Source organism: Amycolatopsis albidoflavus, from assembly GCF_039525725.1.
In the GTDB taxonomy this organism is placed as follows: Bacteria; Actinomycetota; Actinomycetes; order Mycobacteriales; family Pseudonocardiaceae; genus Amycolatopsis; species Amycolatopsis albidoflava.
The window spans coordinates 294640-321293 of the sequence record NZ_BAAAHV010000022.1; the positions used below are offsets into that span (position 1 = coordinate 294640).

Here is a 26654-nt window from a genome sequence, read left to right on the forward strand (position 1 = left end):
GTTCAGCTTCGCGCCGCCGCGGGCTCGCGGTCCGGGGCAGCGCGACGCCGGCTCAGCAAGGCAGTGAGCGCCGCCATCGCGGCGACCAGAACGACGCAGATCCAGGCCGCTGCTTCGGCCGCCGATGCGTATTCGGCCGCGCCTGACGGACGATCTCCCAGCACCGCGAAGAAGATCGTGCCGATGACCGCGAGCCCGGCCGAACCGGCGAACTGCTGCGTGGTGTTGAGAGTTCCGGAAGCGATGCCCGCTTGCCGAGGGTCCACTTCGGACAGTGCGGTGCCGATCAACGCGGGCAGGATCAGGCTGTTTCCCAGCCCCAGCAACGCAAGGACGATCGCCAGCCACCAGCTTTCGACTCCGCCGCCTCGGAGGTTCAACGCGATGGCGAGCCCGAGCATGGCGGCCAGATCGGCGGCGCAGCCGAGCAGGATCGCCCTGGCCGGGCCGTGTGTGGCGATCAGGCGTTTGCCGGCGAACGGCGCGACGACCCCGGCGAGCGCCATCGGCGCGAACGTCAGCCCCGCCTGGAACGGCCCCAGCCCGAGCCCGTTCTGCAGCAAGAGGCTGACGACGAAGATGCTGCCGGCGAAGGACGCCATGAACGCCACGCTGATCGCCAGCCCGGCGCGGAAACTGCGCACCCGGAACAAGGACAGGTCGAGCAGCGGGGCTCCGCCGCGGGCGAGCAGCCGTCGTTCGTAGGACACGATCAGCAGCGCCGCCGGGACGGACAGCGCCAGCATCGCCCAGCACCACCACGGCCAGCCCGCGCCCCGGCCCAGCACCAAGGGGATGAGTGCGAGCGCCAGTGAACCGGACACGCCGAGGACGCCGATCGGATCGAGGCCCGCGGTCCGGGCGGTCGCGGCGCGGGGCAGCACTCGCGCCGCCAGCAGCAGCACAGCGATGCCGACCGGCGCGTTGAGCAGGAAGATCACCCGCCAGCCGAGGCCGAACACGTCGGCGCTCAGCAGCACTCCGCCCAGCACCTGCCCGAAGACCCCGCTGACCGCGGCGGTGACCCCGAACCAGGCCAGCGCTTTGGGCCGTTCCGGCACGGGAAAACTGCTCGTGATCACGGCCAGGATCTGCGGCACCATCATCGCCGCCGTCAGGCCCTGCAGCAGCCGGGCACCGACTAGCTGGCCGGGGGACTGCGCGATCCCGCACAGCACGGACGCCACGGTGAACGCGCCCATGCCGGACAGGAACATCCGCCGGTAGCCGAACAGATCGCCGAGGCGGCCTCCGGTCACCAGCCCCGCGGCGTAAGCGAACGCGTACCCGCCGACGACCAGTTCCAGCGCGGCTTGCCCGGCGTTCAGGTCGCGGTGCAGCGACGGGACAGCGACGTTGACGACGTTCAGGTCGAAGCCGTACATGAACATCGCCGCGAGGACGACCGGCAGCAGCAGCGGCCGGCGGTCGGACGCAACCATGACACCCCCTTGTTCGATAATCTTCGATGTGTTCGAAGAGTTTCGAACAGTACAAGAAAGTTCGACATAGCGGAAGGCTCGGGATAGGCTCGGCTCGTGACGGCGACGACCGACGGACTGCATCCGGACGCGAGCGAACTGCGGCTGGCCCGGGTGCTGGCCGCGCTCGGCGACGAAGGGCGGCTCGCCACGGTGCGGGCGCTGGCTCGGCTAGGCGAGTCCGACTGCACCCGGCTGCAGGCCGACGCCGGGCTGGAAATGAGCCGCTCGACGTTCTCGCATCATCAGAAAGTGTTGCGCGAGGCGGGAATCCTGCACGCTCGGGTGCAAGGTTCGCAGCGGATCCTCACGCTGCGAAGGGCTGAACTGCAGGCGCGGTTTCCCGGCCTCCTGGACGCGGTCCTCGACTCGCCCGCCTGAGCTTCGTTCAGCCCGCGAGATGCCGGGCCACGCGAGCCAGCTGCTCCGCGTAATACTCCACAAAGGATTCTGACGACGGATTCTCCCCGGTCAGCGCCTCCGCGATCCGGGGAAGCGACATCGGCGCGCTGGCCGCCGCCATCAGCATCAGCAGGAACGTCTTCGGGTCCACGTCGGCCGGGAAATCGCCCGCTTCCTGCCGCGCCCGCATGTAGGCGAGCTGCCCCCGCAGAAACTCGCGCTGCGACTCTGCCCCCGCCTCGTTCGGCGCGCCCTCGGCCATGTTCTCCCGCAGGAACAGCCGCGCCTGGTCCTGGTCGGCGAGGCCGCCCTTGGCGAAGTCCTCGAGCACGTCCGCGAGCGGCCGGTCGGTCGTGGTCATCGCGGCGAACCCGGCGAACGGTTCGCTCGCGACCTCGGCGTACAGGCCTTCCTTGCCGCCGAAGTAGTACGAGATCAGCTGCTTGTTCACGCCCGCGCGCTGTGCGATGTCGCTGACCCGCGCGGCCGCGTATCCCTTGCTCCCGAATTCGGCCTTCGCCGCCTCGAAAATGCGGGCCTTCGTGCGTTCGGGATCGCGCTGGCGCTCGCCGGGGCGCGGCGCGCGGCGCGGGGTGGTCTCGGACACCCGGGCAGCCTAACCGACGGGTTAATCATCCTTAAGGTTGACACAATCATCCGCTTGGATAATTATGGAGGCCGACCGAGAGGGGATGACCGTGAACAAGATCAAGGTGGCGGTAGTGGGCGGCGGCACCGGCGGGTTGTGCCTGGCGCACGGCCTGGTGCGAGCCGGATTCCAGGTGGCGGTCTACGAGCGCAGCCGCACCCGGGCCGATCGGCTGCAGGGCTACCGGGTGCACATCGCGCCGATGGGCTCCGCGGCGCTGCACGAATGCCTTCCGCCGGCCGCGTGGGAGCGGTTCCTGGCCACCACCGGGGTGAGCAAGGGAACGTTCGGCTTCGTGACCGAGCAGATGCGCGAGCTGGCGGTCCTCGACCCGCCGCCCGGCTCCGACCCGGCTGCCGCGCACCATTCGGCCAGCCGGATCTCGATGCACCAGGTGCTGTCGTCCGGGCTGGAAGAAGTCCTCTGGTACGACAAGGAATTCGTGCGGTACGAGACCGATGCCAAGGGCGTCGGCCTGCACTTCGCCGACGGCACCACCGCCGAAGCGGATCTGGTGGTCGGCGCGGACGGCGCGAACTCCCGGGTCCGCGCCCAGCTGTTGCCGCACGCGAAGCGGGTGGACACCGGAATCCGCACTGTCATCGGCAAATTCCCGCTGACCCCCGAGTCTCGCGCGCTGATCCCGCACCGGCTGGCGACGGCCCCGACGTTCGTGCTGCCGCCTCCCGGCTGCGGGATGTTCACCGCGCCGCACGAGTTTTCGGCGGCTTCGGAGAACGACGAGTCCGCGACCGTCGACCCGGTGCTGTTCGACAACACCAGCAGCTACGTGATGTGGTCCTATGGCGCGAAGGCGGCGCACTTCCCGGCGGACCTCGCCGAGCTGGCCGTGCCGGAGCTGCGTTCGGTGGTGCTGGACCGGATCCGCGACTGGCATCCGTCGTTCAGCCGGGTGGTGCGGGACTCGCTGGACGCCACGGTGGCCATGCTCCCGATCCGCACGTCGGTGCCGGTTCGCGAGTGGGAGACCGGTCCGGTCACCTTGCTCGGCGACGCCGTGCACAGCATGACGCCGTTCCGCGGCATCGGCGCGAACATCGCCCTCCGCGACGCGCAAGTGTTGTGCCGCAACCTTTCCCGAGGCGGCGATGTAACAGCCGCGGTGGCCGACTACGAACGGCAGATGCGGAAGTACGCGTACCCGCAAGTGCGCGGTTCGCTCCGCAGCGCAGATCAGTTCGTGACCGAGAGCCGGTTCAGCCGCGGTGCGATGCGCGCTTCGACGGCCGCCATGGGGGTGGGCCTCTCGTTGCGGCGGAAGCTGCGAGCCCGCTGAGGTCAGCCCGCGCCGTACCAGCGTCCGCCGGGCGGCATCGCGTACTCCGTGTACAGGAGAGCGGCCAGGGCGTGCCAGCCGGTCTCGTCCGCGGTGAACGTCCGGCCGCCCGGCGCGATCAGCACTGCTTGGCCGCTCGCGTCGGCGACCAGCGAGATCGGCACGCGGAACTCGTCGTAGTCGTGCCGCACGAGCCAGCGCCACCCGATCGTGAACCGGCGGCGCGCGGTCACCGGGTAGCGCACGTCGACGTCGGAGACCCCGGTGCCGACGGTCGTCCACAATGGAGTGACGCGGAGTCCGGCCAGGTGGACGAGCTGCGGTTTCCTGCCGTCCGGTTCGAAACGGTAGTACGGGCGCTTGCGCCACTGCTCCCAGCGCAGCCGCCGTCGTTCGCGGCGGATCGGGCGGCGCAGCCGGGACAGCGCCTCGTCGACCAGCGCGAGGGCGCGGGCGAAGTCGGGATCGTTGCGGGACACGAGATTCTCCCCTCTCTCGCGCCCGAAGCTACTGAATCGGCCGGGGACCGGTCCCGTTCTCCTGTTCCACCAGCGACCGGAGCTGGAACTTCTGGATTTTGCCGCTGGCGGTCCGGGGGAGTTCCGGAAACAGCTCCACGCGCTCCGGCCAGTACTGTTTGGCGACCCCCTTCCCGGCGAGAAAACCGCGCAGCTTTTCGAGATCCAGGTCGACGCCAGGCTTGAGCACGAGGCAGGCGCAGGCGCGTTCCTGCAGCCGCGGATCGGGGACCGCGACCACGGCGACCGCTTCGACGTCCGGGTGTTCGTAAAGGACGTTCTCCACGTACGCGACCGGGATGTTCTCTCCGCCGCGGATGATCACGTCCTTGGTCCGGCCCGCGATGCGGAGGTAGCCGTCGGCGTCGATGGCCGCGAGATCGCCGGTGTCGAACCAGTCGCCGGTGAAGCTCTCGCGAGCCAGCCCAAGCCGTTCCGCGTAGCCGACGAACAGGAACGGCCCGGCGACCTGCAGACGGCCTTCGGCGCCCGGCGGCAATTCGGTTCCGTCGGGGTCGACAACCCGGATCCGCATGCCCGGCCAGGGATAGCCGTCGGTGTCGATCAGCTTGTCGTCCGGATCGCCCGGGATGCCAAGCGTGACCAGCGCGTCCTCGCTCTGCCCCCAGCCGCCGAGCACGACAAGGCCGGGCAATTTCTGTCGTGCTTGCCGCACGAGCGCCCGGGGGATCGGCGCGCCCATGCAACAGAACCGTTGCAGGGACTGGAGATCGTGCTCGGCGAGGTTCGGTGCGGACAACAGGTCGTGCAGGAACGGCGTGGCTGCGGAGGTGTAGGTGATGCCGTGTTCGGCGACCAGTTCCACGAATCGCGCCGCATCCCACACGTCTTGCAGCACGCAGGTCGCGCCGTTCTGCACGCCGAGCCTTGCGCCGTAAAGGAAACCGGTGAGGTGCGCGAGTGTCGACGCCATGTGCAGGACGCTGTCGGAGGTGATGCCGAGCCGATCCGGGAGCGGGTTGTTCGCGGCGATCGCGGTGTTGTGCGTGTGCATCACGCCCTTGGGCTCGCCGGTGGTGCCGGAGGTGAAAATCAGCAGCGTGACGTCGTTGGGATCAGGCCGCCACGACGGCAGTTCCCGCCGCTGCTCCCAGGGCGTCGCGGCGAACTCGTCCCAGGACGACCCGACCACCAGCACGTGCTCGAGATCCGGCCACTGCGGACGGAGCCGCCGCGCCATCGCCGGATAGTCGAAACCGCGGAATTCCTGCGGCACCACCAGGACTTTCGACTTCGCGAGCGCCACCATGAAGCCGACCTCGCGGTCCCGGTAGATCGGAATCAGCGGATTGCTGACCGCGCCGATCCGGCTCGCCGCGTAGTGCACGACGATCCACTCGATCCGGTTAGGCAGCTGGAACGACACGACGTCGCCAGACCGGACGCCCAGTTCCAGCAGCCCTCGTGCGCACCGATCGACCTCATGTTTGAGCTGGCCGAAGGTGATGCTGCGCTGCGAATCGACGAACGCGGTCTTGTCCGGCGTGGCCGCCGCGGCGTCGTCGAGGTAGTCGGTGATGGTGCGGTTCACCCAGTACCCGGCGCGGGTGTGGGCCTCGATCGTCTCGTCGTTGAGGATCGTCGCGAACGGCATGGCGGGCTCCGGGTCAGCTCATGGTGAGGCCGCCGCTGACGCTGACGGTCTGGCCGGTGACGTAGGCGGCCTCGTCGGAGGCCAGGAAGGCGACCACGTTCGCGATGTCGGACGGCTGCGCGAGCCGCCGGAACGGGATGGCTTTCGTCAGCGCTTCGCGCAGTTTCCGGTTGTCGCCGCCGAGCGAGGCGAACAGTTCGGTGTCGGCGGGACCGGGGCACACGACGTTGGCGTTTACCTTGCTGCGCGCCAATTCCCGGGCGATGGACTTCGTGAACGCGATGATGCCGCCCTTCGCGGCCGAATACACCGCCTCGCCCGACGAACCGACGCGGCCGGCGTCGGAAGCGATGTTGACCACGGAGCCGAAGCCCTGCTCGGCCATCACCGGCAAGACCTCGCGGCAGGTGTTGAGCACGCCGTAGAGATTGATCTGCACGACGCGGTCCCAGTCGGCGCGGTCGGACTCGATGAACGGGCCCGCCTTGTCCCAGCCGGCGTTGTTGACCAGCACGTCGATCCGGCCGAACTGCGCGCGGACCTGCTCGACCGCGGCGGCGACGGATTCGGGGGAGGTGACGTCGGTCTTGACGCCGACCCCGCCGATCGCGGCCGCGGTCTCCTTCGCAGTGGTCTCGTTGATGTCGCTGACCACGACGGTCGCGCCTTCGGCGGCCAGCTTCTCGGCGATGCCACGGCCGATGCCTTGGCCCGCACCAGTGACGATGATGACTTTGTCCTTGAGCATGCGTGTTCTCCTCTAGGGGGCGTAGGCGCGGCCGAGCAGGTTGCGCGCGATGACGAGCTTCGACACCTGCGCGGTGCCGTCGCCGATTTCGAGGCCGATCACGTCACGAAGCCGCTGCCCGACCGGGCTTTCGCTGGAGTAGCCGAGGTGCCCGAACGTCAGCAGACACTGGTGAATGGTCTCCGCGGCGAGCTTCGGTGCCCAGAACTTCGCCATCGCCGCCTCGGTGCTGTGCTCGACGTCGTTGTCCTTGCGCCACAACGCTTCGTAACAGACGTGCCGGGCACCGCGCAGGTACGTCGCCTGCTCGGCGAGCGGGAACGCGACGCCTTGGAAGGTGCCGATCGGACTGCCGAACGCCTCGCGGTCGCGGGACCACTGCAGCGCCTCGTCGAGCGAAACCTGCGCCGCGCCAAGGCAAGCGAGCCCGATGATCGCGCGCGAATAGTCGAAACCCTGCATCACGGAGACGAACCCTTGGCCCTCGCCGCCGACCAACGCTTCCTTGGCGACGGGCAGCCCGTCGAAGTGCAGTGACGCGCGTCCGATGGCCCGGCTGCCGAGATCGTCGAACGCCGCCCGCGAGACGTAGGCGTCGTCCAGTTCGACCCAGAACGCGCTGACCCCGCGCGCGCCGGGGCCGCCGGTGCGGGCGAGCACGAGCGCGACGTCGGCGGACATCCCCAGCGTGATCGAGGTTTTCTCGCCGGTGAGCCGCCAGCCGTCACCGTCCGGTTCGGCCTTCATCTCCAGCTTCGCGGCGTCGGTGCCGTGCCCGGGTTCGGTGATGCAGAACGCGGGTACGACCTCGCCGGACGCGATCGGCGGCAGCCACGCGGCCTGCTGCTGTTCGGTCGCGTTCCGGGTGAGGATGTCGCTGACCAGCGCGCTGACGATGATCAGATAGGCGGCGTTGAAGTCGCCGCGCGCGACCTCCTCGGCGGCCATCCCGGCGACGACCGCGCTGGCCTCCTGGCCGCCGTGGCGTTCCGGGATGCGCAGGCCGGTCAGGCCCATCGACGCCAGGTCCGCGACGAGCTGGGGCCGCAGCTTCGCCGCCTTGTCGTCGGATTGGTAATGCGGCGCAAGGACTTTCGTCGCGAACCGGCGCAGCTCGTTCCGGTAGGCGTCCTCGTCGTCGGTGAACGTGAAGTCCATGGTCAGTGCCAGTTCACGTGCGAGACGAAGTCCGGCTTGCGCTTCTCCGCAAACGCTTGCGCACCTTCCAAGCCCTCCGGCGAGGCGGTGAACAGGTCGAGCGCGGACATGGCCAAATTGGACAGTCCGGCCTGGTGGTCGGTGTCCGCGTTGAAGGACTGCTTGAGAAAACGCAGTGCGGTCGGGCTTAGTGCGGCAGCGTCGTCAGCCCACGCCTTGGCGGTCTTGAGCAGTTCGCCCGCCGGGACGACGGCGTTGACCAGGCCCATCCGCTCCGCCTCGGCCGCGTCGTACTGGCGGCAGAAGAACCAGATCTCGCGCGCCTTCTTCTCGCCGACGACCCGCGCGAGATACGCCGAGCCGAACCCGGCGTCGAACGACCCGACCCGCGGACCGGCCTGGCCGAACCGCGCGGTCTCGCTGGCGATCGTGACGTCGCACAGGACGTGCAGCACGTGCCCGCCGCCGACCGCGACGCCGTTGACCGCGGCGATCACCGGCTTCGGGATGTCGCGGATGAGCTTGTGCAGGTTGCCGATCTCGAACATGCCGCTCTCGGTCGGACCGTAGTCGCCGGTCTCCGCACGCTGTTTGACGTCGCCGCCGGTGCAGAACGCCTTCTCGCCGGCACCGGTGAGGATCACCGCCTGCACCTGCTTGTCCGCCCAGGCCAGGCGGAACGCCTTGATCAGCTCGTCGACCGTCTTCCCGCGAAAGGCGTTGTAGCGCTCCGGCCGGTCGATCGTGACGACCGCGGCCGGGCCGTCGATTTCGTACCGGATGTCCTCGAACTCCATCGTCCGCTCCCGTCTGTCGTCTGACCACGGTGACAAAATTTGACTCTCAAGTCAAGAGTTGAACTTGCGGTCAACCGATAGGCTTTCGGGGCAGCGGAGAACACGGAGGAGCGAGATGGGCGCGGTGAACGGGGTGAAACCGCCGTCCGAGCGCGTGCAGCGCAAACGGGGCAAGCGGATCCAGGAAATCCTGACGGCGGCGGCCGAGTTGTTCGGCGAGCGCGGCTACGACGCGGTGAGCCTGGAGCATGTCGCCGAGCGCCTCGACGTCACGAAGGGTTCGCTGTACTACTACTTTTCCAGCAAAGACGAGCTAGGCACGGCGGCGATCGAGACGCTCGGCGACGAGTGGACGGCGCGGCTGGAGCAACTGCTCGACCGCACCGAGGGCACGCCGGGAGACCGCCTGCGCGCGTTGATCCACGAGCACGTCACGATCGCGGTCAACGACTATCCGGCGGCGCTGCGGCTGTTCCTGATGCCGCGCGAATGGCCGAGCGCGCAACGCGAACGCATCAAGGAACTCCGCCTCCGCCACGACGCGCTGTTCCGCGCGCTGGTCGAAGAAGGCCTGACGAGCGGCGAGTTCACCGTCACCAGCGTCGACACCGTGCTGCAGTGCATGCACGCAGCGATGAGCCAGGCGCCGACGTGGTGCGGTGAATTGCCGTCCGCCGCACGGGGAAAAGCGGTGGACGAGGTCGCCGACACGTTGATGGCGCTCGTCCACATCGGACCCTGATTTAGAGGCGTCGCGGGGCTTCGATGCCGAGCAACGCCAAGCCCTGCACGAGCGTGCGCGACGTGAGCGTGGCCAGCTGTACCCGCGAAGCGCGCAGCTCCGGGGTTTCCGCGGTCAGCACCGGGCACTCCTCGTAGAAGCGCGAGAACGTGACCGCGGTGTCGTACAGGTACGTACAGAGCTTGTGCGGCGCGTACGCGGACGTCGCCGCACTGATCGCTTCGCTGAACCGCAGCAGCGTCAGCGCGAGCGTGCGTTCCTCTGGTTTTTGAAGAAGGACGGGCGCGTTATCGTCGGTTTCGCCCGCCTTGGCGAGGATCGACTCGATCCGTGCGTGCGCGTACTGCAGGTAGACGGACGTATTGCCGTCCTTGGCGAGCATGCGGTCCCAGTCGAACACGTAGTCGCGTTCGCGGTCGCTGGAAAGGTCGGCGTACTTGACCGCTCCGATACCGACTGCGCGCGCGACTTCCCGCTGCTCTTCCTTGCTCAGTTTACTGCGCTCCGCAACGACTTCCGCGGCCTGCGCCACTGCTTCGTCGAGCAGGCTGGCGAGCTTGATCGTCTCGCCGGCGCGGGTGCGCATCACCTTGCCGTCCGCGCCGAGGATCGAGCCGAACCCGATGTGCTCGGCGTGCACGCCTTCGAGCCAGCCCGCCGCACGGGCCACCGCGAAGATCATCGCGAAGTGCTGCGCCTGCGGGGTGCCGACGACGTACAGCAGATCGGTCGCCCCGCGTTCGGCGGTCCAGTACCGGATGGTGGCGAGGTCGGTGGCCGCGTAGCCGTAGCCGCCGTCGCGCTTGCGGACGATCAGCGGGAGCCGGTCGCCTTCGCGGTTGGTGAAGCCTTCGGGGAACACGCACACCGCGCCGTCGCTGAGCTCGGTGAGCCCGTCGGCTTCGAGTTCGTCGACGACCTCGCCCAGGTACGGGTTGTAGAAGCTTTCGCCGTAGATGTCGTCGTCGGTGAGCGTGATGCCGAGCTGGCGGTAGGCCGCGTTGAAGTGCCTTGTCGACTCATCGACGAGTTCCTGCCAGAAGGCGAGCGTGTCCGCGTCGCCGCTCTGGAGCTTCACGACGCGCTCGCGGGAACGGGTCGCGAAGGCCTCGTCGGCGTCGAACTTCCGGCGTGCGGCCTGGTAAAACGCATTGAGGTCGCTGCGATCCCCGGACGGTTCGTCCAGGTGATGCTCGATCAGCATGCCGAACGGCGTGCCCCAGTCGCCGAGATGGTTGTGCGGCAGCACTTCGTGCCCGACGAAGCGCAGCAGCCTGCTGATCGCGTCGCCGATCACCGTGGAGCGCACGTGCCCGACGTGCATTTCCTTGGCCACGTTGGGACTGCTGTAGTCGAGCGCGACCCGGCGCGGCTGCTCGGCCTCGGCGACCCCGAGCCGGTCGTCTTTCGCTTGCTCGGCCACGCGCTGCTCAAGCCATTCGCGGCGCAACACGAAGTTCAGGAACCCGGGCCCGGCGATCTCCGGCTGGTCGGCGATGCCGTCCAGCTCCAGGTTCTCGACGATCCCGGCCGCGACCTCGCGCGGCGGCTTGCCGAGCCGTTTGCCGAGGCTCATCGCCAGGTTGCACTGGTAGTCGACACCGTCGCGAGTGGACACCGCGATGAGCGCCGCGGACGGGTCGAGGTCGACGTCGAACGCGCGGCGGAGCGAGGCCACCACGCGTCGGGCCAGTTCCTCACTAACCTCGGGCTTGCGCACGGTGTCCCTCCTTCGCGTAGTCGATCGGTGAAGCCTACCGACCGCGCGCGAGCGGGTTTACCGCAGTTCGCTGCCCTTCGTTTCGGGCATCCGGAGGATCACGAAGAACGCGATCGCCGCCGCGACGGCGACATACCAGAAGAAGGCAGTGGCAGCGCCCGCCGCGGAAAGCGCGCTGAGCACGAGCGGCGCGGTCCCGCCGAACACGGCGACGGTCAGGTTGTACCAAGCGCCGATGCCCAGCCCGCGCAGTTCGGTGGGGAAGAGCTCGCTCATGATCGCCGGCGCCAGCGAGGTCATCGCGGTGTAGAGCGCGAGGCCGACGCAGAACACGATGAGCAGATTCCCGAACCCGGGCCGCACGAGGTAGGAGAGAGGCACGATCACGAGCGCGGTGGCCCCGGACCAGACCAGCAACTGAGGCCGCCGCCCGTGCCGGTCGGCGAGCGCGCCCATCGGGTACTGGAGGACGACGAAGAGGGCGGTCGCGATGGAAAGCGCGAGGAAGGTGTCGACGTCGTTCGCGCCGCGCCCCTTGACCGCGAAGGACGTGAGGGCGCTGAAGAAGGTGTAGTAGCAAAGCGTCGAGAGCATCGAGAACCCGATGAGCTGCCCGACCGCCCGCGGATGCTGAGTGACCGTGGTGAGCAACGGCCGCTTCACTTGCCGCGCGCTCTCCTTTTTCTCGTGGTACAGCTCGGTTTCTTCGAGACTGCGCCGCAGCCACAGCCCGACCAGCCCGAGCACGCCGCCGAGCAGGAACGGAATCCGCCAGCCGAACGAGGTGAGGTGCGCCTTGTCCATCGTGCGGGCGAGCACGAACCCGAGCACCGTCGCGATGAGCACCGCGGACCCGGTGGAGATGTAGAAGAAGGACGAGTACCGACCGCGCCGCTCCTTGGGCGCGACCTCGCCGAGGTACGCGGAAGCGTTGGACACCTCGCCACCGAGCGAAAGCCCCTGCGCGATCCGCGCGAGCAGCAGGAGAATCGGAGCCAGCCACCCGACCTGCGCGAACGTCGGAAGCACGCCGATCGCGACCGACCCGCCCGCCATCAGCGAAATGGTGAGCAACATGGCGGGCTTGCGCCCGTGCACGTCGGCGAAGCGCCCGAGGAGCACGCCGCCGAGCGGCCGGAAGAAGAACGCGAGCGCGTAGGTGGCGAAGGTGTTGATCAGCGCGAGCGTTTCGTTGCCGGGAGGGAAGAACGCGCCGGCGAAGTAGATGCTGAAGGTCGCGTAGATCGTCCAGTCGAACCACTCGAGCGCATTGCCCGCACTGGCAGCGAACAACTTCCGCACCGGCAACCGATGCCGGGCGACGCCTTCGGTCGTAGGACCGGCCATCGGGCAACCTCCACACGTCCGCACGTCCGCCGAGTGGAACGGGACTTTGCCAGAAATGCCCGGAGATCGGTAGATCTCGCCCCATGATGGCAGTTGGTGCTTGTCCCACTGCGGTCTGTGATGCGGGAATGCTTTTGCCGCAGGGGGATCATGGGGGCGCGGGTGGCGATGCGGACGCGCCGGCCGCTCCGGCTGAGCCAGGCCGTCATGTCCGGGGCTTGTCCCCGTCGCCCGCCCCGCTTCGTTCGTGCGGCATCCCGCGGTCACCTGAACGGCCTCAGTCGCGTAGCGCGGATCGGGCGCACCGCGTCGGGAGGCACCGCAGCGGCATCACCGATTCAGTGCCCGCGCACCGGGCCGGATCAACCCGCCAGGACTAACCGTGCCCGACTCGCTCCCGCCGCAAACACAGCCTCGGTCCGCACCGGCCCGCGGCGGAGCTCAAGCCGATTCCGTTCGGTCGCCCAGGCCGCCGCGCACCTCAAACCGATCCCGCCCAGCCGCCCACGCACCGAGGCCGCACCGCACCTCAAGCAGTGGTCGCCAACGCGAACGGCAACACCCCCTCCGCCCCGGCCCGGCGCAGCAGCCGCGCCGCCAGTGTCATCGTCCAGCCAGTGTCGATCAGGTCGTCCACCAGCAGCACCGGCCCCTGCGCCTGCGCGACACTCGCCGCCACGTCGTCCGGCAGGCTCAACCTCCGCCACAGATCGGCCAGCCGTTGCGCGCTGTTCGCCTGCCGGGGCGGCGGCCCGGCCGACGTCAGCTCACCCAGGTAGTCCAGCCGCCCGATCGCCGACAAGCGCAACGCGAGGCTGTCCACCAACTGCGGCCGCGTCGCCGACGGGATCGCCACCACCGCCACCGGACGTTGCGCCCACTGCCATCCCGCGAGCACCTTCACGCACGCGTCGAAAACCGAGTCGGGGACCTCGGCGTCCGGCGCGCCCGGGCCGAGCAGTTCGCGCAACCGGCCGCCCCAGCCCACGTCCGTGAGCCGGCCCAGCACCTGTCCCTGCTCGGCCTGCTCTTCCGTCTTGATCCGGCCCGACAGCGGCACGTCGAGCCCCTTCATCCCGCTCGGCCACTGTTTTCGCGGCGCCACCGCGACCCCGGGCCGGTCCAGCCGTTCCCGCGTCTCGCCCGCGACTTCCTCGGATACCGCGGTATTCCAATGCTCCCCGGTGCAGTTGTCGCACCGCCCGCACGGCGCTGCCTCCGGATCGTCGAGCTGCCGCCGCAGATACTCCATCCGGCATCCGGCCGTGCGGATGTACCCGAGCATCGCCTCCTGCTCGGCCGCCCGCGCGACGCTGACGCGTTCGTACCGTTCCCGGTCGTACTCCCACGGCTGTCCGGTGCTTTCCCAGCCGCCGCGCACCCGGCGCACCGCACCGTCCACATCGAGCACTTTCAGCACCATTTCCAGCCGCGACCGGGAAAGCTCGACTGACGGCTCCAGCGCGGCTGTCGAAAGTGGACGGTCGGAGTACGCGAGCGCGTTGAGCACCTGCGTGACGCGCAGCTCGTCCGGGAACGCCAGCGATCCGAAGTACGCCCAGATCGCCTTGTCCTCCCGCCCCGGCAGCAGCACCACCTCGGCCCGCTCGACGCCACGACCGGCACGCCCGACCTGCTGGTAGTAGGCGATCGGCGACGACGGCGCGCCGAGGTGCACCACGAACCCGAGGTCCGGCTTGTCGAACCCCATCCCGAGCGCGGACGTCGCCACCAGCGCCTTGACCCGGTTCTCCAGCAGGTCGTCCTCCGCGGCCTGGCGGTCGGCCGGATCGGTCTTCCCGGTGTAGGCGGCCACCGGGTAGCCGCGATCGGACAGCAGCGCGGCGACGTCGTGCGCGGCGGCGACGGTGAGCGTGTAGATGATGCCCGACCCCGGCAGTTCCGCCAGGTGCTCGGCGAGCCAGGCCAGCCGCGCCTCGTCACTCGGCAGCTCGGCCACGGCCAGCCGCAGGCTTTCCCGGTCGAGCGGACCGCGCAGGACGAGCGTGTCCGTCTCGCCGCCGATGCCGAGCTGCTCGGCGACGTCCGTGGCCACCCGATCGTTCGCGGTCGCGGTGGTGGCCAGCACCGGCACGCCTTCCGGCAGATCGCCCAGCAGCGTGCGCAGCCGCCGGTAGTCCGGCCGGAAGTCATGGCCCCAGTCGGAAATGCAGTGCGCCTCGTCCACCACCAGCAGGCCGGCGCTGGCGGTGAGCTTCGGCAGCACGCTGTCGCGGAAGTCCGGGTTGTTGAGCCGTTCCGGGCTGACCAGCAGCACGTCCACCTCGCCCGCCGCCACCGACGCTTGGACCTGGTCCCACTCCTGCGCGTTCGCCGAGTTGATGGTGGCCGCGTGAATCCCCGCCCTGGCGGCGGCGGAGATCTGGTTGCGCATCAGGGCGAGCAGCGGCGACACGATGACCGTCGGCCCCGCTCCCTGTTCCCGCAGCAGAGCGGTGGCCAGGAAGTACACGGCCGACTTTCCCCAGCCGGTGCGCTGCACGACGAGCGCGCGCCGATGGTGCGCGACCAGCGCCTCGATGGCGGTCCACTGGTCCTCTCGGAGGGCGGCGTTGTCCCCGGCGAGCGCGCGGAGCAGGGTCTCGGCGCGGGTCCGGAGGTCTGGGGTGGTAGCGGTGGTGTCCACGTCCCCCGGTCTACCCCATGCCCCCGACAATCCCGGAGCCGACCGACCCCGAACGGACAGTTTCCGGTCGTAAACGCAGAGTTATGTGACTCATGTCACAACAGTAACCTAGGTCGCAGTCGCGACGGGAAGCCCTCGCGTGCCCGCGCGTATAGGCTCACCGGCTATGTCACCACGCCGGATCGGGGTCATGGGCGGCACCTTCGACCCCGTGCACCACGGCCACCTCGTCGCGGCCAGCGAGGTCCAGTCGCGGTTCGCGCTCGACGAGGTCATCTTCGTGCCGACCGGGCAGCCGTGGCAGAAGTCCGGCCGCCGCGTCACGCGCGCCGAGGACCGCTATCTGATGACGGTCATCGCCACCGCGTCCAACCCGGTCTTCTCGGTGAGCCGGGTCGACATCGACCGCGGCGGCCAGACCTACACCGTCGACACGCTGCGCGACCTGCACGAGGAGTACCCGGACGACGAGCTGTTCTTCATCACCGGGGCCGACGCGCTCGAGCAGATCCTCACCTGGCACAAGGCAGGCGAGCTGTTCGACTTCGCGCATTTCATCGGCGTCACCCGCCCGGGCTACCGGCTCAATTCGCACCATCTGCCGAGCGGCAAGGTGAGCCTCGTCGAGGTCACCGCCATGTCCATCTCGTCCACCGGATGCCGCGAACGCGTCGAGCGGGGCGAGCCGGTCTGGTACCTCGTGCCCGACGGCGTTGTGCGCTACATCGCCAAGAAGGACCTCTACCGCAAGGACGCCGAGGCCTGACCGGGTACCCTCGTCCGGGCATACCCCGAATCTGAAGGAGCACTGTGGCAGCGACGTCCGAGGCACGGGACCTGGCGGTGGCGGCCGCGCACGCGGCGGCCGACAAGCTGGCCAGCGACGTGGTCGTCCTGGACGTGTCCGAGCAGCTCGTGATCACCGACGCGTTCGTGATCGCCTCCGCGGCCAACGAGCGCCAGGTCGGCGCGATCGTCGACAACGTGGAAGAGAAGCTCCGCATCGAGGGGCACAAGCCGGTCCGGCGCGAAGGCGCCCGCGAGGGCCGCTGGGTGCTGCTCGACTACGTCGACGTCGTCGTCCACGTCCAGCACGCGGACGAGCGCTCGTTCTACGGCCTCGAGCGGCTGTGGAAGGACTGCCCGCGGATCGAGGTCGAAGGGCTGGCGACGGTCCCCGCCAACGACACCGACGACGCGGACGGTCCGGAGGCGTGAGCCCGCGGCGGCTGCTGCTCTGGCGGCACGGCGAGACGGACTACAACGCCGCCGGCCGCATGCAGGGACACCTCGATTCCGCGCTGACCCCGGTCGGCTGGAACCAGGCGCGCTTCGCCGTGCCCGCGCTCGCGCGCTTCGCGCCGGAGCTGGTGATCGCGTCCGATCTGCGCCGCGCCACCGACACCGCGACGGTGCTCACGGAGGCGATCGGCGTGCCGCTGCAGATCGACAAGCGGCTGCGTGAGACGCATCTCGGCGAGTGGCAGGGCCTGACCGGCGCCGAGGTCGACGAAGGCTATCCGGGCGACCGCCAGCTGTGGCGCACCAACGCCGCGTGGGCTCCGCCGGGCGGCGAATCCCGGGTGGAGGTCGCCGAACGCGCCGCCGAGGTGGTCAACGACCTGATGCAGCCGAACTCCGACGTCGGCGAATCGGTCCTGCTCGCCTCGCACGGCGGGCTCATCCTCGCGCTGACCGCGAAGCTGCTCGGCCTGCCGGTCGAGGTCTGGCCGTCGCTCGGCGGGATCATGAACTGCCACTGGGTCGAACTCGGCCACCGCGAGGGGAAGTGGCGGTTGCACGCGTACAACGCGGGCATCACCGGCTGACCCGATGAGCCCGCAGCTGCTCGTCTTCGGCGATTCACTCTGTTTCCACGGCCCCGAGGGCCCTTGCGCGGCCGATGATCCGCGCCTGTGGCCCAACGTCGCCGCGAACGCGCTGTCCGGCCAAGCCGATCTTGTCGCCGGAATCGGCTGGACCGCGCGAGACCTGTGGTGGTCGCTCACCGGCGACCCGCGCGTGTGGGCGGATCTGCGTCGCGTCGACGCCGTCGTGCTCGCCGTCGGTCACATGGACACACTGCCGTCGCCTCTGCCGACGTACTTGCGTCAGGGGCTTCGCTACCTTCGCCCCGACGGCGTGCGTCGCGTTGTACGCGGTGCTTATCTCGCTGCGCAGCCACGTTTGTCTGTCGTGATGCGCGGACGTCCTCGCGTGCTTCCTGCGCGCCTGAGCGTGAGCTATCTGGACCAGTCCGTCGAAGCGTTGCGCGCGCTACGCCCTGAGTTGCCGGTGTTCGGCATGCTGCCTTCGGTGCACCGCGCTGATGCGTACGGACGCGTACACACGGGACGCGCCGAAGCGGCCGCTGCGCTCGCTTCGTGGGCCGCGCGACGCGAAGTGCCGTTGCTCGACACGCCCGGCGTGGTTGGCGAACATGTCTTGAGCGGCGCGGGAAATCCCGACGGCATGCACTGGGGATGGGCCGGGCACGAAGCTGTCGGCACCGCGATGGCGAAGCTCGTTGCCCCGCACCTCGGCTCTGGCAACGTAGGCTGACGACGTGTCGGTCGCCGTGGTCACGGACTCCACCGCGCACCTGCCCGAAGGCTTCGCCGAGCGGCACTCGGTGCGGGTGGTGCCCCTGCACGTCCTGGTGGAAGGCGTGTGTTCGCTCGACGGCGTCGAAATGGGTCCCGCCGCGCTCGCGGAAGCGCTGGGGGAGCGCAAGATCGTCACGACTTCGCGGCCCACTCCGGCCGAGTTCGCCACCGAATTCCGGGCCGCGCTCGACGCCGGCGCGGACGCCGTAGTGTCCGTGCACCTGTCGAGAGAGCTGTCCGGTACCTGGGAAGCCGCCGTCCTGGCCGCGGAAGAAGTCGGCTCGGACCGGGTCCGGGTCGTCGATTCCCGCACCACGGCGATGGGTTTGGGCTTCGCGGCCCTGCATGCCGCGGACGCCGCCGCTGCCGGAGCCAGCCCGGCCGAAGTCGAAGCAGTCGCGACGAATGCGGCCGACCGGTCGTCGACGTTGTTCGTGGTCGAGACGCTGGAACACCTGCGCCGAGGCGGTCGGATCGGCTCGGCCGCGGCGCTGCTCGGCACCGCGCTGGCGGTGAAACCGGTGCTGCACATGTCCGACGGCCGGATCCTGCCGCTGGAGAAAGTGCGCACGATGAACCGCGCGATCGGGCGCTTGGTCGAGTTGTCCGTGCAGGCGGCGGGGACGGGGCCGGTCGAGCTGGCGGTGCATCATCTCGCTTCGCCGGAACGCGCTGTCGAGCTGGCGAACCGGCTGGAGGAAGCGATCCCTGGCTGTGCCGGGGGATGCGTGGTGTCGGAGATCGGCGCGGTCATCGGCGCGCACACCGGCCCTGGCGTGCTCGGCGTGGTCGTGCAGCGCGCCTAGCTGAGTTCCTGGTTGCCGAATCGCGCGAGCAGATGCCAGACACGTTTGAGCGCTTGCTCGTCCTGGCCGGTGGCTTTCCCGAGGATACGCGGATCGAGTTTTCCGTCCTCGGCGAGTTCTGCACCCAGCGCAGTGAATTCCGGACCTCGGTATTCGGGATGCCGGAGCAGTTCTCCGGTGTCTAGCCGAAACCCGTCGTGCCATTCGACCGCACCCAGTTTTTGGGCCGCGGTCTCGATTTCGGTTCCTCGGTAAGACGGATCGAGAACCAGCGCCTCGACGTCCCGCGCCAGGTTTACCTCTCCGTGCACCTGCGCTTCGATGTAGTCGTCCAGCAAGTCTTTGTCGTCCGCCTCGGCAATCGCGACCAGCTCGGAAAGCCGGGCCTCGACGCCGAAAGAGGTCGGTTCGAAAACGCTGTCGGGATAAGCGAAAGTCGCGCGGGACATCGTGTGCCGCGCGAGCCGCAGATACGCCGAGCCGAACCGCGGCGAGCCGCCTGTCTTTCGGCCGCGAAAATTCAGCGACCCGTATTTCGGCCGGTGCGCGGCCTCGACGTCGTCGTAGACACCAGCGAACAACCGGCTTTCCCAGCGCCAGCGGTCTCCTCCCCGACGCGCGGTCAGCCCGCCGTTGCTGACTCCGGTCTCGAACTGCGAGCGATATCGGCCGTCGCGCGCCATGCTCTCGAGGATCGGCACGCCGTTGACCAGCCGGTCCGGATGGAAATGCAGCGTGACCCGCCACGACGGATCCGCCGGGCCGCCAGCCGCCAACGCGGCCACGTGAGCGACCGCGCGTTCCCACGGTTCCGCGCGAATCATGGCCAGGCCATCGTGATCGTCCGCTCGAAGTCGACGTATCCCGCGCGCCGGAACGCGTTCGCCATCGGGACATTGCCGAGATCCGTCGCCGCCCGGATGCGAGGAACTTCTTGGGCGGCAAGGATTCGGGTGCCCTCGGCGAGAATGTCGTCGATGTAGCCGTTGCCGCGATGCTCGGGCAGGACGGCGAGATACCCGATGATCGGGTTGTAGTTGTTGCGCGCCGGCGTGACGAAACCGACCGGCGTGCCGTCGGACAGCGTCGCGACCCGCCACCAGTCCCGGGGGCTGCGGTAGTGCGCCAGTTCGTCCTCGTAATGCCGGATTGCCGCCTCGCGAGCGGACATCCGCGTCAGGTCGTCGCGGCTGTGCGCGTCGAGCGTCCCGTCCAGGACACGGGTCATCAGGTCGAGGATCTCGGCTTCGTCGCGGATCGGACGGAAGACCAGTCGGTTCGGTGGAGCGACCGGAGTCCCCGGTGTCCACTCGAAGCGCAGCCGCTCGGCGAGCAGCTTCGCGCCGGTCTGTGCGAGCGCGGTCATCCGGTCTTCGACCACGCTTCGAGTCGTCGCTTCTTCGCGCCAATCCGAGGGGACCAGCCGGTGGTAAGTCGGAGGCCGGGTGCCCGTAGGCAGAATCTCCGCCATCGCGGTTCGTAACAGCCGCGCTCCGACGGCCACGTCCTCAAGATCGAAAACGTCCAGCACAAACGGGACCGGTTCCTCGGCGCGGCCCCACCACGCGGCCCTGGCGACGAGCTCGCCGCTGCGAAGCGCGACCCACATCCACCCCGGCCTGCGGCGACCGGCGGCAAGGTCGTCGGCAAGTTCGTGGTCGAGGGCGTAGGTGAGCCCGCAGAAGAGATCGAGCTCTTCCGGCCCCGTGATCGGGCGCAAGGTCAGTTCGGCGTGGTCCACAGCTGCGGCGGCTCCTGTTCGACGGCTGACTACCAGGTCTAACGGATGACGACGGAAGGAGCGAACGCTTTTCGATCACCCGTGCCGCAGGCAAACCAGCCAGTATGACCGCGCACCCCGACAAGTTCCGCCGCGTCTCCGGCCGCGACGGCCGAGTTGTCCCCAAGGGGCGGGTTGTCCACAGATCGCGCGGAACCCTCTCGCCGCCGAGCCGGCCGACGCCTAGCGTCGATCGTGTGTTCGAGAATTCCGCCCGGGATCCGGGCACTCCCGTCAACGTCAGGCTCACCTGGCTGGCCGACCAGCTGGCCGTGGTCCCGCATACCGCCGGAACCGGCGGCCAGTCAGTGCGTCGCTGGCTGCCCACCGGCCGCGCGGGCCGAGCAGCGCGCGGACGGTTGTCGGCAGGTGCAGACAACCAGCTGTCCGTGGGCACGGAGTTGCCTGGTGTGCGTGCTCGGGACGTGGGGGCGAAGCATCGAGTGTCTGCAGGTGCTGACAGCTCACCGCTTTTGGATGGGCAGTCCGCGACCGACGCGGACAGTTTGCGGTCCAAGCCCCTGCCACTCTCGCGGCCAACGGGCCTAAAAGCCCGCCTGTCCGCAGCTGCTGACAGTTCACCACTTCCGGACAGCCAGCCGACGGCTGCGGCAGACGCTTCCCCATCCAGCTCCGCGCGACTCTCGCAGCCAACGAGCCGCAAAGCCCGATTGTCCGCACTTGCCGACAACCCAGCCCCTCCGGAAAGCCAGCTGCCCGGCGGCAAACTGGTCCGCAGCTGGCTCCCAGAACACACCGAACAGCGGTGGACACGCCGCTGGCTCCCCGGAGCAACCGGCTTGCCGGGCGTCCTGGGCCGCCGAGGAATGATCTTCGCTCTCGCCTTGCTGGCAGCCGCCGCGGTCGTCGCCGGTGGCCTGGCAATCTTCGGTCGCTCACCCACGGCCGAGATCGCCCCGCCGCTCCCGACCGCCCGAGCGCAGCCGCCACACGCCTCGAAAGCCAACGAGAACCTGGTAATCAGCGTCGTCGGCCACGTGCGCTCCCCGGGACTCGTCACCGTGCCCTCGGGTTCCCGCGTCGCCGACGCCCTCCGCGCCGCCGGAGGCGCGAATCCGGGTGTCGACCTGACCGCACTAAACCTCGCCCGCAAACTCACGGACGGGGAACAGTTGGCGGTCGGCGTCCCCGCTGCGCAAGCCGCACCGGCCGGTTCAGCCGCTGCAGCCAGCAAGATCGACCTGAACTCCGCGACCGCCGAACAACTCGACAGCCTCCCCGGCGTCGGCGAGGTCACCGCCCGGCGCATCACCGACTGGCGCACTCAGCACGGCGGCTTCTCGAGCGTCGAACAACTCCGCGACGTCGACGGCATCGGCGAAAGCAAGTTCCAAAAGCTTCGCGAGCAGGTGACCGTCGGATGAAACTGGAGACCGAGGAAAAGTCGCGCCGTGACCACGATTTCCGCCTTGTCCCCGCCGCCGTCGCCGGATGGGCGGCCACCCTCGCCGGACTGCAACTCGGCTGGTGGGCTGCGACCGTGCTCGGAGCCGTAGCGGTCATCGGCGCCGCGGCGCTTCTGGCGCGCGGCCGTTCCCGATACGCGGGCGTTGGGGGAGCGTTGCTGCTGACCGGGCTCGTTGCCGCCGTGCCAACAGCCCTTCGCATTCACGACGCGGCATCCGATCCGCTGGGAGCCGCCGCGGCCCATGGCGTCACGGCGACGCTGCGGGTCGAGATCAGCGAGCGCCCACGGCCGATCCATCAAGCTGGCTACGCGGACCAGCAAGCGGGCACCCGCTCAGTGGCGATTCCGGCAAGGGTTACCACGGCTACAGTGGACGGTCGGCCCGTCGAGTCGACCGGCCGGGTTCTGTTGCTGGCACCGGTCACCGGATGGAGCGGTCTGCTGCCAGGGCAGGAAGCGTCGACGTCCGGACGGCTCCTGCCCGCACGCGGCGGCGAGCTGACCGCCGCGGTGCTCTCCGTCCGTGCCGCACCCGTCGACGTAGGACCAGCGCCGTGGTGGCAGCGCGCCGCCGCGGCCCTGCGGAGCAGCTTGCATTCGCTGTGCGCGATCCTGCCGGAGGAACCGGCGGGCCTGCTGCCCGGACTGGTGCTCGGCGACACGAGTGCGTTGCCGCAGCGGGTCGAAAGCGAGTTCACCGCCTCCGGGCTCACCCACCTGATGGCGGTGAGCGGCGGAAATCTTGTCATCATCGGCGGAGCTGTCCTGCTGCTGTGCCGATTGGTCCGCGCAGGGCCAAGGTTTTCCGCAGCGGCGGCTGGCGCCTGCCTGGCGGGATTCCTCGTCCTGGTGGGTCCTGAGCCGAGCGTGGTGCGGGCCGGTGTCATGGGCGGTATCGGTTTGCTCGCGCTGGCTCTCGGACGACGTGGTTCAGCGCTGCCCGCACTGGCGTTCGCGGTGTGCGTCCTGGTGGCGTGGGATCCGACGATGGCGGCGAATTTCGGCTTCGCGCTCTCTGTTCTCGCGACGGCCGGGCTGGTGCTGCTCGCGCCGCGCTGGGCGGATTCGCTGGTACGACGGGGAGTTCCATCCGGTTACGCCGAAGGCCTCGCCGTCCCTCTTGCCGCTTTCGTGGTCACCGCACCAGTCATCGCCGGAATGGCGGGCACGGTCAGCCTGGTCTCGGTCGTCACCAATGTCCTTGCGGCGCCAGTGGTCGCGCCGGTCACCGTGCTAGGTGTGCTCTCGACAGTCGTCGGGCCGTGGTGGCCAGGTGCCGGGCAGGTGCTGATCCGTCTAGCGGACCCGGAGGCGCGGTGGCTGATCACTGTCGCCCGACACGGCGCGAGGGCACCAGGGGCGGCGCTGTCCTGGCCCGGCGGCTGGTGGGGCGGATTATGCGCGGCGGGCCTGCTGGTCGTAGTCGTGGTGGCGGCAAGGTTTCGCCGACTTCGGCTGCTGGTGGCGATCGGACTGGTTGTTGTGCTGCTGACGGTCGTGCCGGCCAAAGTCCTGGCCCCCGGTTGGCCGCCGGGCGGCTGGGCGATGGTGGAATGCGATGTCGGACAGGGAGATGCGGTAGTTCTCGCGACTGCCGAGCCCGGCCGTGCCGTGGTCGTGGATACCGGGCCGGAGCCGGGGCCGGTCGACGAATGCCTGCAGAGGCTGGGAGTCGAACGGGTGCCGCTGCTCGTGCTGAGCCATCTGCACGCGGATCACATCGGTGGTCTCGCCTCGGTCTTCGACGGACGGGCAGTCGGTGCGATCGCGGTCGGGCCCGGACGTGCTCCGGCGTGGGCGTGGCAGTCGGTTTCCGGCGAAGCGCGGCGTCGTGGCGTGCCGCTCGTGCAGTTGAGCGAGGGGCAACGCCTGGAATGGCCGGGATTGTCACTGGACGTGCTAGGTCCGCGCTACGCCACTGCTCGGTCACCTGCGTTGCAGGACGGCACGATGATCAACAACAGTTCGGTGGTCCTGCGCGCCGACACCTCGGCTGGCCGGGTCTTGCTGACCGGAGACGTTGAACTGGCCGCGCAAGCAGACCTGCTCGCCGAGGGCGTCGATTTGCGGGCTGACGTATTGAAGGTGCCGCATCACGGCTCGAGATATTCGCTGCCGCAGTTCCTCGCGGCGGTGCGGCCGCGCACGGCGCTGATCAGTGTCGGCGCGGGCAACGGGTACGGACATCCGAGCAAGTCCACAGTGGACGTTCTCGGCACGATGGGAGTGCTGGTCACCCGGACCGATATCGACGGCGACACCGCCGTTCTGCCCGCGGGAAACGGACCGGCGGTCGCGCGCCGAGGCGAGCCGCGGGGTCCGCCGAGGTAAGGCGGCGGACCCCGGGCCGGCGGGTCAGTAGCCGAGCGCCTTGGCGACGGCTGCGGCGGACGGCGGCACGGTGGCCTTCGGGCCGATGTGGTTCTCGACCGCGTCGAGGGTCTTCAGACCGTCACCGGTGATGAGGAGGACGGTTTCGGCGTCCGGGTCGAGCTTGCCGGTTTCGACGAGCTTCTTCGCGGTCGCCACGGTGACGCCGCCCGCGGTCTCGGTGAAGATGCCTTCGGTGCGCGCGAGCAGCCGGATGCCTTCGACCACCTCTTCGTCGGTGACGTCCTCGATCGCGCCGCCGGTGCGGTTGACCACGTCGAGCACGTACGGACCGTCGGCCGGGTTCCCGATCGCGAGCGAGCGGGCGATCGTGTCCGGCTTCACCGGCTGGACCACGTCGTGGCCGTTGCGGTACGCGGTGGAGACCGGCGAGCAACCGGTGGCCTGCGCGCCGAACACCTTGTACGGGCTGGCGTCCACGAGACCGAGCTGGCCCAGCTCGCGGAAACCCTTGTCCACCTTGGTGAGCTGGGAACCGGAGGCGATCGGCACGACGATCTGCTCGGGAATGCGCCAGCCGAGCTGCTCGGCGACCTCGTAGGCGAGCGTCTTCGAGCCCTCGGAGTAGTACGGGCGGACGTTGACGTTCACGAACGCCCACTTCGGGTGCTCGCCGGCCAGTTCGGTGGCGAGCCGGTTCACGTCGTCGTAGTTGCCGTCGACGGCGATCAGGTCGCCGTCGTAGACCGCGGTGGTGAGGATCTTCGCGCGCTCGAGGTTCTTCGGGATCAGCACGACCGACCGCCAGCCGGCGCGGGCCGCGGCGGCCGCGGTCGCGTTGGCCAGGTTGCCGGTCGAGGGACACGCGAGGACCTCGAAGCCGAACTCGCGCGCGGCCGCGAGCGCGACGGCGACCACGCGGTCCTTGAACGAGTGCGTCGGGTTGCCGGTGTCGTCCTTGACCCACACGCTCTTGAGGCCGAGCTCCTTCGCGAGCCGGTCGGCGCGCACGAGCCTGGTACAGCCGGGTTCGGTGTTCGGGGTCTCCTCGACGGTCGAGGGGACGGGAAGGAGTTTCTTGTAACGCCAGATGTTGCGCGGGCCCGCCTCGATGTCCTCGCGGCGGACGCGGCCGAAGTCGTAGGCGACCTCGAGCGGCGAGAAGTCTTCGGCGGAGACGAATTCCGGAGCGAGCGGCTGCCGGTGCCCTTCTTCCTTCGACACCAGTTCGACGGCCGGACCGAGGTCGATCGTCTTGTTGGCGGAGGTGGCGCTGAGGGCTGCAGTCATCGCGAGGTTCCTTTCCTCATCTGCCCCGCCGAAGCGGGCCGGAATTGGCACCGTGGTCGTCAGCTATCCCGCGATCGCGGGATGACAGGCTGTACGCCGGTTGCCGGGGCTTCGTCGGGCCGTTCCCTCTGCCCCTCTGGATGAGCGGTATTCGGTTGTCGGAGCGCCGGTGGGCGCGTCCTCGGCTACACCGTACGACATCCCGATCAGCTCGTGCCACGGAGGCGGCCCACATCACCGGGGCGGACGGCCCGGCGGCCGGGTGAGAGGATGACGAGGTGACCACCGCACCCGCGCCGCTGCACCTCGTCACGGGCGAGGAAGAACTGCTCATCGAACGGGCTGTGCGAGCTTCCCTCGACGCGGCCAAGGCCGCGGACCCGACGGCGGACCTCACGCGGACGCGGGTGTCCGATCTCACACCGCCCGTCCTGGCTGAGCTGGTCAGCCCGTCATTGTTCGCCGAAGGGCGCGTGATCGTGCTGGAGTCGGCGCAGGACATCTCGCAGGAGCTGTCCGACGCCGTCCTGGCGTACGTGAAGGCGCCGGCCGACGGCATCGTCCTCGTGGTCGTGCACAGCGGCGGCGGGCGGAGCAAGGCCGCGAAGGCCCTGCCGGGCGCGTTGAAAAAGGCGGGCGCGGAGATCACCGAATGCCCGAAGCTCACCAAGCCGGCCGAGCGGGAGGCGTTCGTCCGCAACGAGGTGCGGCGCGCGGGCGGCAAGATCGACGGCGCGGGCCTGCTGGCGCTGCTCGACTCGGTCGGCTCGGACCTGCGCGAACTGTCCTCGGCGGCGACGCAGCTGGTCGCCGACACCGGGGGAGTCATCGACGAGCAGGCGGTCCGCCGCTACCACACCGGACGCGCCGACGTGACCGGCTTCGCGGTCGCGGAGAAGGCCGTCGCGGGAGATCGGGCGGCTGCGATGGAGTCGCTGCAGTGGGCGATGCAGCTGGGCGTTCCGCACGTCCTGGTGGCCGACGCGCTAGCTGACGCGGTCCGCACGATCGCTCGCGTGTCCGCCGCCGGCCGCGGCAACCCGAACCAGATGGCGGGCGAACTGGGCATGCCGCCGTGGAAGATCCGCAAGGCGCAGGGCCAGTCGCGCGGCTGGGGCCAGGACGGCCTGGCGACCGCGATGCGCGTCGTGGCGCGGCTGAACGCCGAGGTCAAAGGTGCGGCGGCCGATGCGAACTACGCCCTGCAGCGCGCGGTCCTCGAGGTGGTCGCGGCCAAGGGAGACCGCTGACGCTCCGGCGAAATGCGGCTCTGACCGGCTGCGGCGTTCGG

At 69.4% G+C, this 26654-nt stretch carries 24 protein-coding genes and 1 riboswitch; of the genes, 11 read left to right on the forward strand and 13 right to left on the reverse strand.

Annotated features, from left to right (window positions below):
* Nucleotides 1-2: 2 nt before the first annotated feature.
* Nucleotides 3-1442, reverse strand: a complete 1440-nt coding sequence (locus tag ABD156_RS34480) for an MFS transporter (protein WP_344283765.1) — start codon at nt 1440-1442, stop codon at nt 3-5.
* Between the two features lie 96 nt (nt 1443-1538).
* Between ABD156_RS34480 and ABD156_RS34485 the strand changes: the two genes are divergently transcribed.
* Nucleotides 1539-1862, forward strand: coding sequence for an ArsR/SmtB family transcription factor (locus ABD156_RS34485; RefSeq protein WP_344283768.1), 324 nt, complete (start codon nt 1539-1541; stop codon nt 1860-1862).
* A gap of 7 nt (nt 1863-1869) precedes the next feature.
* Here the strand turns inward: ABD156_RS34485 and ABD156_RS34490 are convergent, their stop codons facing one another.
* Nucleotides 1870-2490, reverse strand: coding sequence for a TetR/AcrR family transcriptional regulator (locus tag ABD156_RS34490; protein ID WP_344283771.1), 621 nt, complete (start codon nt 2488-2490; stop codon nt 1870-1872).
* Between the two features lie 85 nt (nt 2491-2575).
* Here ABD156_RS34490 and ABD156_RS34495 point away from each other — a divergent pair, with 85 nt between their 5' ends.
* Nucleotides 2576-3829, forward strand: coding sequence for an FAD-dependent oxidoreductase (locus ABD156_RS34495; RefSeq protein WP_344283774.1), 1254 nt, complete (start codon nt 2576-2578; stop codon nt 3827-3829).
* Nucleotides 3830-3831: 2 nt separating this feature from the next.
* Here ABD156_RS34495 and ABD156_RS34500 read toward each other — a convergent pair whose 3' ends face one another.
* The 5 genes from ABD156_RS34500 to ABD156_RS34520 are packed head-to-tail and all read right to left on the reverse strand — an operon-like array spanning nt 3832 to nt 8665.
* Nucleotides 3832-4308, reverse strand: a complete 477-nt coding sequence (locus ABD156_RS34500) for a hypothetical protein (protein WP_344283776.1) — start codon at nt 4306-4308, stop codon at nt 3832-3834.
* A gap of 28 nt (nt 4309-4336) precedes the next feature.
* On the reverse strand, nt 4337-5962 hold the full coding sequence (locus ABD156_RS34505) for an AMP-binding protein (RefSeq protein ID WP_344283778.1): 1626 nt from the start codon (nt 5960-5962) through the stop codon (nt 4337-4339).
* A 13-nt stretch (nt 5963-5975) separates the two neighbouring features.
* Nucleotides 5976-6710, reverse strand: a complete 735-nt coding sequence (locus ABD156_RS34510) for an SDR family NAD(P)-dependent oxidoreductase (protein ID WP_344283779.1) — start codon at nt 6708-6710, stop codon at nt 5976-5978.
* Nucleotides 6711-6722: 12 nt separating this feature from the next.
* A complete protein-coding gene (locus ABD156_RS34515; protein WP_344283781.1) occupies nt 6723-7868 on the reverse strand; it encodes an acyl-CoA dehydrogenase family protein in 1146 nt (381 codons plus the stop codon).
* Nucleotides 7869-7870: 2 nt separating this feature from the next.
* Complete coding sequence (locus ABD156_RS34520) at nt 7871-8665, reverse strand: enoyl-CoA hydratase-related protein (RefSeq protein WP_344283784.1); 795 nt, start codon at nt 8663-8665, stop codon at nt 7871-7873.
* Between the two features lie 115 nt (nt 8666-8780).
* Here ABD156_RS34520 and ABD156_RS34525 point away from each other — a divergent pair, with 115 nt between their 5' ends.
* On the forward strand, nt 8781-9407 hold the full coding sequence (locus ABD156_RS34525; protein WP_344283787.1) for a TetR/AcrR family transcriptional regulator: 627 nt from the start codon (nt 8781-8783) through the stop codon (nt 9405-9407).
* A 1-nt stretch (nt 9408) separates the two neighbouring features.
* On the opposite strand, the gene argS is transcribed toward ABD156_RS34525, so the two are convergent.
* The 3 genes from argS to ABD156_RS34540 form a co-directional block, all read right to left on the reverse strand.
* Nucleotides 9409-11127 carry an arginine--tRNA ligase gene (gene argS / locus ABD156_RS34530; protein ID WP_344283790.1) on the reverse strand — a complete coding sequence of 573 codons (1719 nt, stop codon included), beginning with the start codon at nt 11125-11127 and terminating at the stop codon, nt 9409-9411.
* A 57-nt stretch (nt 11128-11184) separates the two neighbouring features.
* Entirely contained in the window at nt 11185-12474 is a 1290-nt protein-coding gene (locus ABD156_RS34535) for an MFS transporter (RefSeq protein ID WP_344283792.1), read from the reverse strand.
* Nucleotides 12475-13003: 529 nt separating this feature from the next.
* Nucleotides 13004-15121, reverse strand: coding sequence for a RecQ family ATP-dependent DNA helicase (locus ABD156_RS34540; RefSeq protein WP_344283794.1), 2118 nt, complete (start codon nt 15119-15121; stop codon nt 13004-13006).
* A gap of 166 nt (nt 15122-15287) precedes the next feature.
* Here ABD156_RS34540 and nadD point away from each other — a divergent pair, with 166 nt between their 5' ends.
* From nadD to ABD156_RS34565, 5 genes are read left to right on the forward strand one after another with little or no spacing between them, the layout of a single operon-like run.
* Nucleotides 15288-15887, forward strand: coding sequence for a nicotinate-nucleotide adenylyltransferase (gene nadD, locus ABD156_RS34545; protein ID WP_344283797.1), 600 nt, complete (start codon nt 15288-15290; stop codon nt 15885-15887).
* Between the two features lie 44 nt (nt 15888-15931).
* Nucleotides 15932-16339, forward strand: a complete 408-nt coding sequence (rsfS, locus tag ABD156_RS34550; protein ID WP_344283800.1) for a ribosome silencing factor — start codon at nt 15932-15934, stop codon at nt 16337-16339.
* The gene (locus tag ABD156_RS34555) at nt 16336-16950 is read left to right on the forward strand and encodes a histidine phosphatase family protein (RefSeq protein WP_344283803.1); all 615 of its coding nucleotides are present in this window, start codon (nt 16336-16338) and stop codon (nt 16948-16950) included. Before rsfS ends, ABD156_RS34555 begins: the two co-directional genes overlap by 4 nt.
* 4 nt (nt 16951-16954) lie before the next feature.
* Nucleotides 16955-17683 (forward strand): diglucosylglycerate octanoyltransferase, encoded by a 729-nt coding sequence (gene octT / locus ABD156_RS34560; protein ID WP_116200457.1) that lies wholly within the window; start codon nt 16955-16957, stop codon nt 17681-17683.
* 4 nt (nt 17684-17687) lie between these two features.
* The gene (locus ABD156_RS34565) at nt 17688-18533 is read left to right on the forward strand and encodes a DegV family protein (RefSeq protein WP_344283807.1); all 846 of its coding nucleotides are present in this window, start codon (nt 17688-17690) and stop codon (nt 18531-18533) included.
* Here ABD156_RS34565 and ABD156_RS34570 read toward each other — a convergent pair.
* Together ABD156_RS34570 and ABD156_RS34575 are read right to left on the reverse strand one after the other, a co-directional pair.
* Nucleotides 18530-19357, reverse strand: coding sequence for a DUF3626 domain-containing protein (locus ABD156_RS34570; RefSeq protein ID WP_344283810.1), 828 nt, complete (start codon nt 19355-19357; stop codon nt 18530-18532). The two genes, ABD156_RS34565 and ABD156_RS34570, sit on opposite strands and share 4 nt — an antisense overlap.
* Nucleotides 19354-20274, reverse strand: coding sequence for a GNAT family N-acetyltransferase (locus ABD156_RS34575; RefSeq protein ID WP_344283813.1), 921 nt, complete (start codon nt 20272-20274; stop codon nt 19354-19356). The genes ABD156_RS34570 and ABD156_RS34575 overlap by 4 nt, the downstream gene beginning before the upstream one ends.
* A gap of 839 nt (nt 20275-21113) precedes the next feature.
* Here ABD156_RS34575 and ABD156_RS34580 point away from each other — a divergent pair.
* Together ABD156_RS34580 and ABD156_RS34585 are read left to right on the forward strand one after the other, a co-directional pair.
* Nucleotides 21114-21698 carry a ComEA family DNA-binding protein gene (locus tag ABD156_RS34580; RefSeq protein ID WP_344283816.1) on the forward strand — a complete coding sequence of 195 codons (585 nt, stop codon included), beginning with the start codon at nt 21114-21116 and terminating at the stop codon, nt 21696-21698.
* The gene (locus tag ABD156_RS34585; protein WP_344283819.1) at nt 21695-24073 is read left to right on the forward strand and encodes a ComEC/Rec2 family competence protein; all 2379 of its coding nucleotides are present in this window, start codon (nt 21695-21697) and stop codon (nt 24071-24073) included. Before ABD156_RS34580 ends, ABD156_RS34585 begins: the two co-directional genes overlap by 4 nt.
* A gap of 24 nt (nt 24074-24097) precedes the next feature.
* Here the strand turns inward: ABD156_RS34585 and thrC are convergent, their stop codons facing one another.
* The gene (gene thrC / locus ABD156_RS34590; protein ID WP_344283822.1) at nt 24098-25363 is read right to left on the reverse strand and encodes a threonine synthase; all 1266 of its coding nucleotides are present in this window, start codon (nt 25361-25363) and stop codon (nt 24098-24100) included.
* 13 nt (nt 25364-25376) lie between these two features.
* Nucleotides 25377-25510: riboswitch (SAM riboswitch) on the reverse strand.
* A 131-nt stretch (nt 25511-25641) separates the two neighbouring features.
* On the opposite strand from thrC, the gene holA reads away from it, so the two are divergent.
* Nucleotides 25642-26613, forward strand: a complete 972-nt coding sequence (holA, locus tag ABD156_RS34595; RefSeq protein ID WP_344283825.1) for a DNA polymerase III subunit delta — start codon at nt 25642-25644, stop codon at nt 26611-26613.
* Nucleotides 26614-26654 lie beyond the last annotated feature (41 nt).

Coding starts and splice junctions, on each gene's coding strand:
- ABD156_RS34520 (WP_344283784.1), bottom strand. CDS start 8,665: ATGGAGTTCGAGGACATCCGGTACGAAATCGACGGCCCGGCCGCGGTC.
- ABD156_RS34510 (WP_344283779.1), bottom strand. CDS start 6,710: ATGCTCAAGGACAAAGTCATCATCGTCACTGGTGCGGGCCAAGGCATC.
- nadD (WP_344283797.1), top strand. CDS start 15,288: ATGTCACCACGCCGGATCGGGGTCATGGGCGGCACCTTCGACCCCGTG.
- ABD156_RS34480 (WP_344283765.1), bottom strand. CDS start 1,442: ATGGTTGCGTCCGACCGCCGGCCGCTGCTGCTGCCGGTCGTCCTCGCG.
- ABD156_RS34495 (WP_344283774.1), top strand. CDS start 2,576: ATGACCGTGAACAAGATCAAGGTGGCGGTAGTGGGCGGCGGCACCGGC.
- ABD156_RS34505 (WP_344283778.1), bottom strand. CDS start 5,962: ATGCCGTTCGCGACGATCCTCAACGACGAGACGATCGAGGCCCACACC.
- ABD156_RS34515 (WP_344283781.1), bottom strand. CDS start 7,868: ATGGACTTCACGTTCACCGACGACGAGGACGCCTACCGGAACGAGCTG.
- ABD156_RS34585 (WP_344283819.1), top strand. CDS start 21,695: ATGAAACTGGAGACCGAGGAAAAGTCGCGCCGTGACCACGATTTCCGC.
- ABD156_RS34535 (WP_344283792.1), bottom strand. CDS start 12,474: ATGGCCGGTCCTACGACCGAAGGCGTCGCCCGGCATCGGTTGCCGGTG.
- ABD156_RS34570 (WP_344283810.1), bottom strand. CDS start 19,357: ATGATTCGCGCGGAACCGTGGGAACGCGCGGTCGCTCACGTGGCCGCG.
- thrC (WP_344283822.1), bottom strand. CDS start 25,363: ATGACTGCAGCCCTCAGCGCCACCTCCGCCAACAAGACGATCGACCTC.
- ABD156_RS34525 (WP_344283787.1), top strand. CDS start 8,781: ATGGGCGCGGTGAACGGGGTGAAACCGCCGTCCGAGCGCGTGCAGCGC.
- octT (WP_116200457.1), top strand. CDS start 16,955: ATGAGCCCGCAGCTGCTCGTCTTCGGCGATTCACTCTGTTTCCACGGC.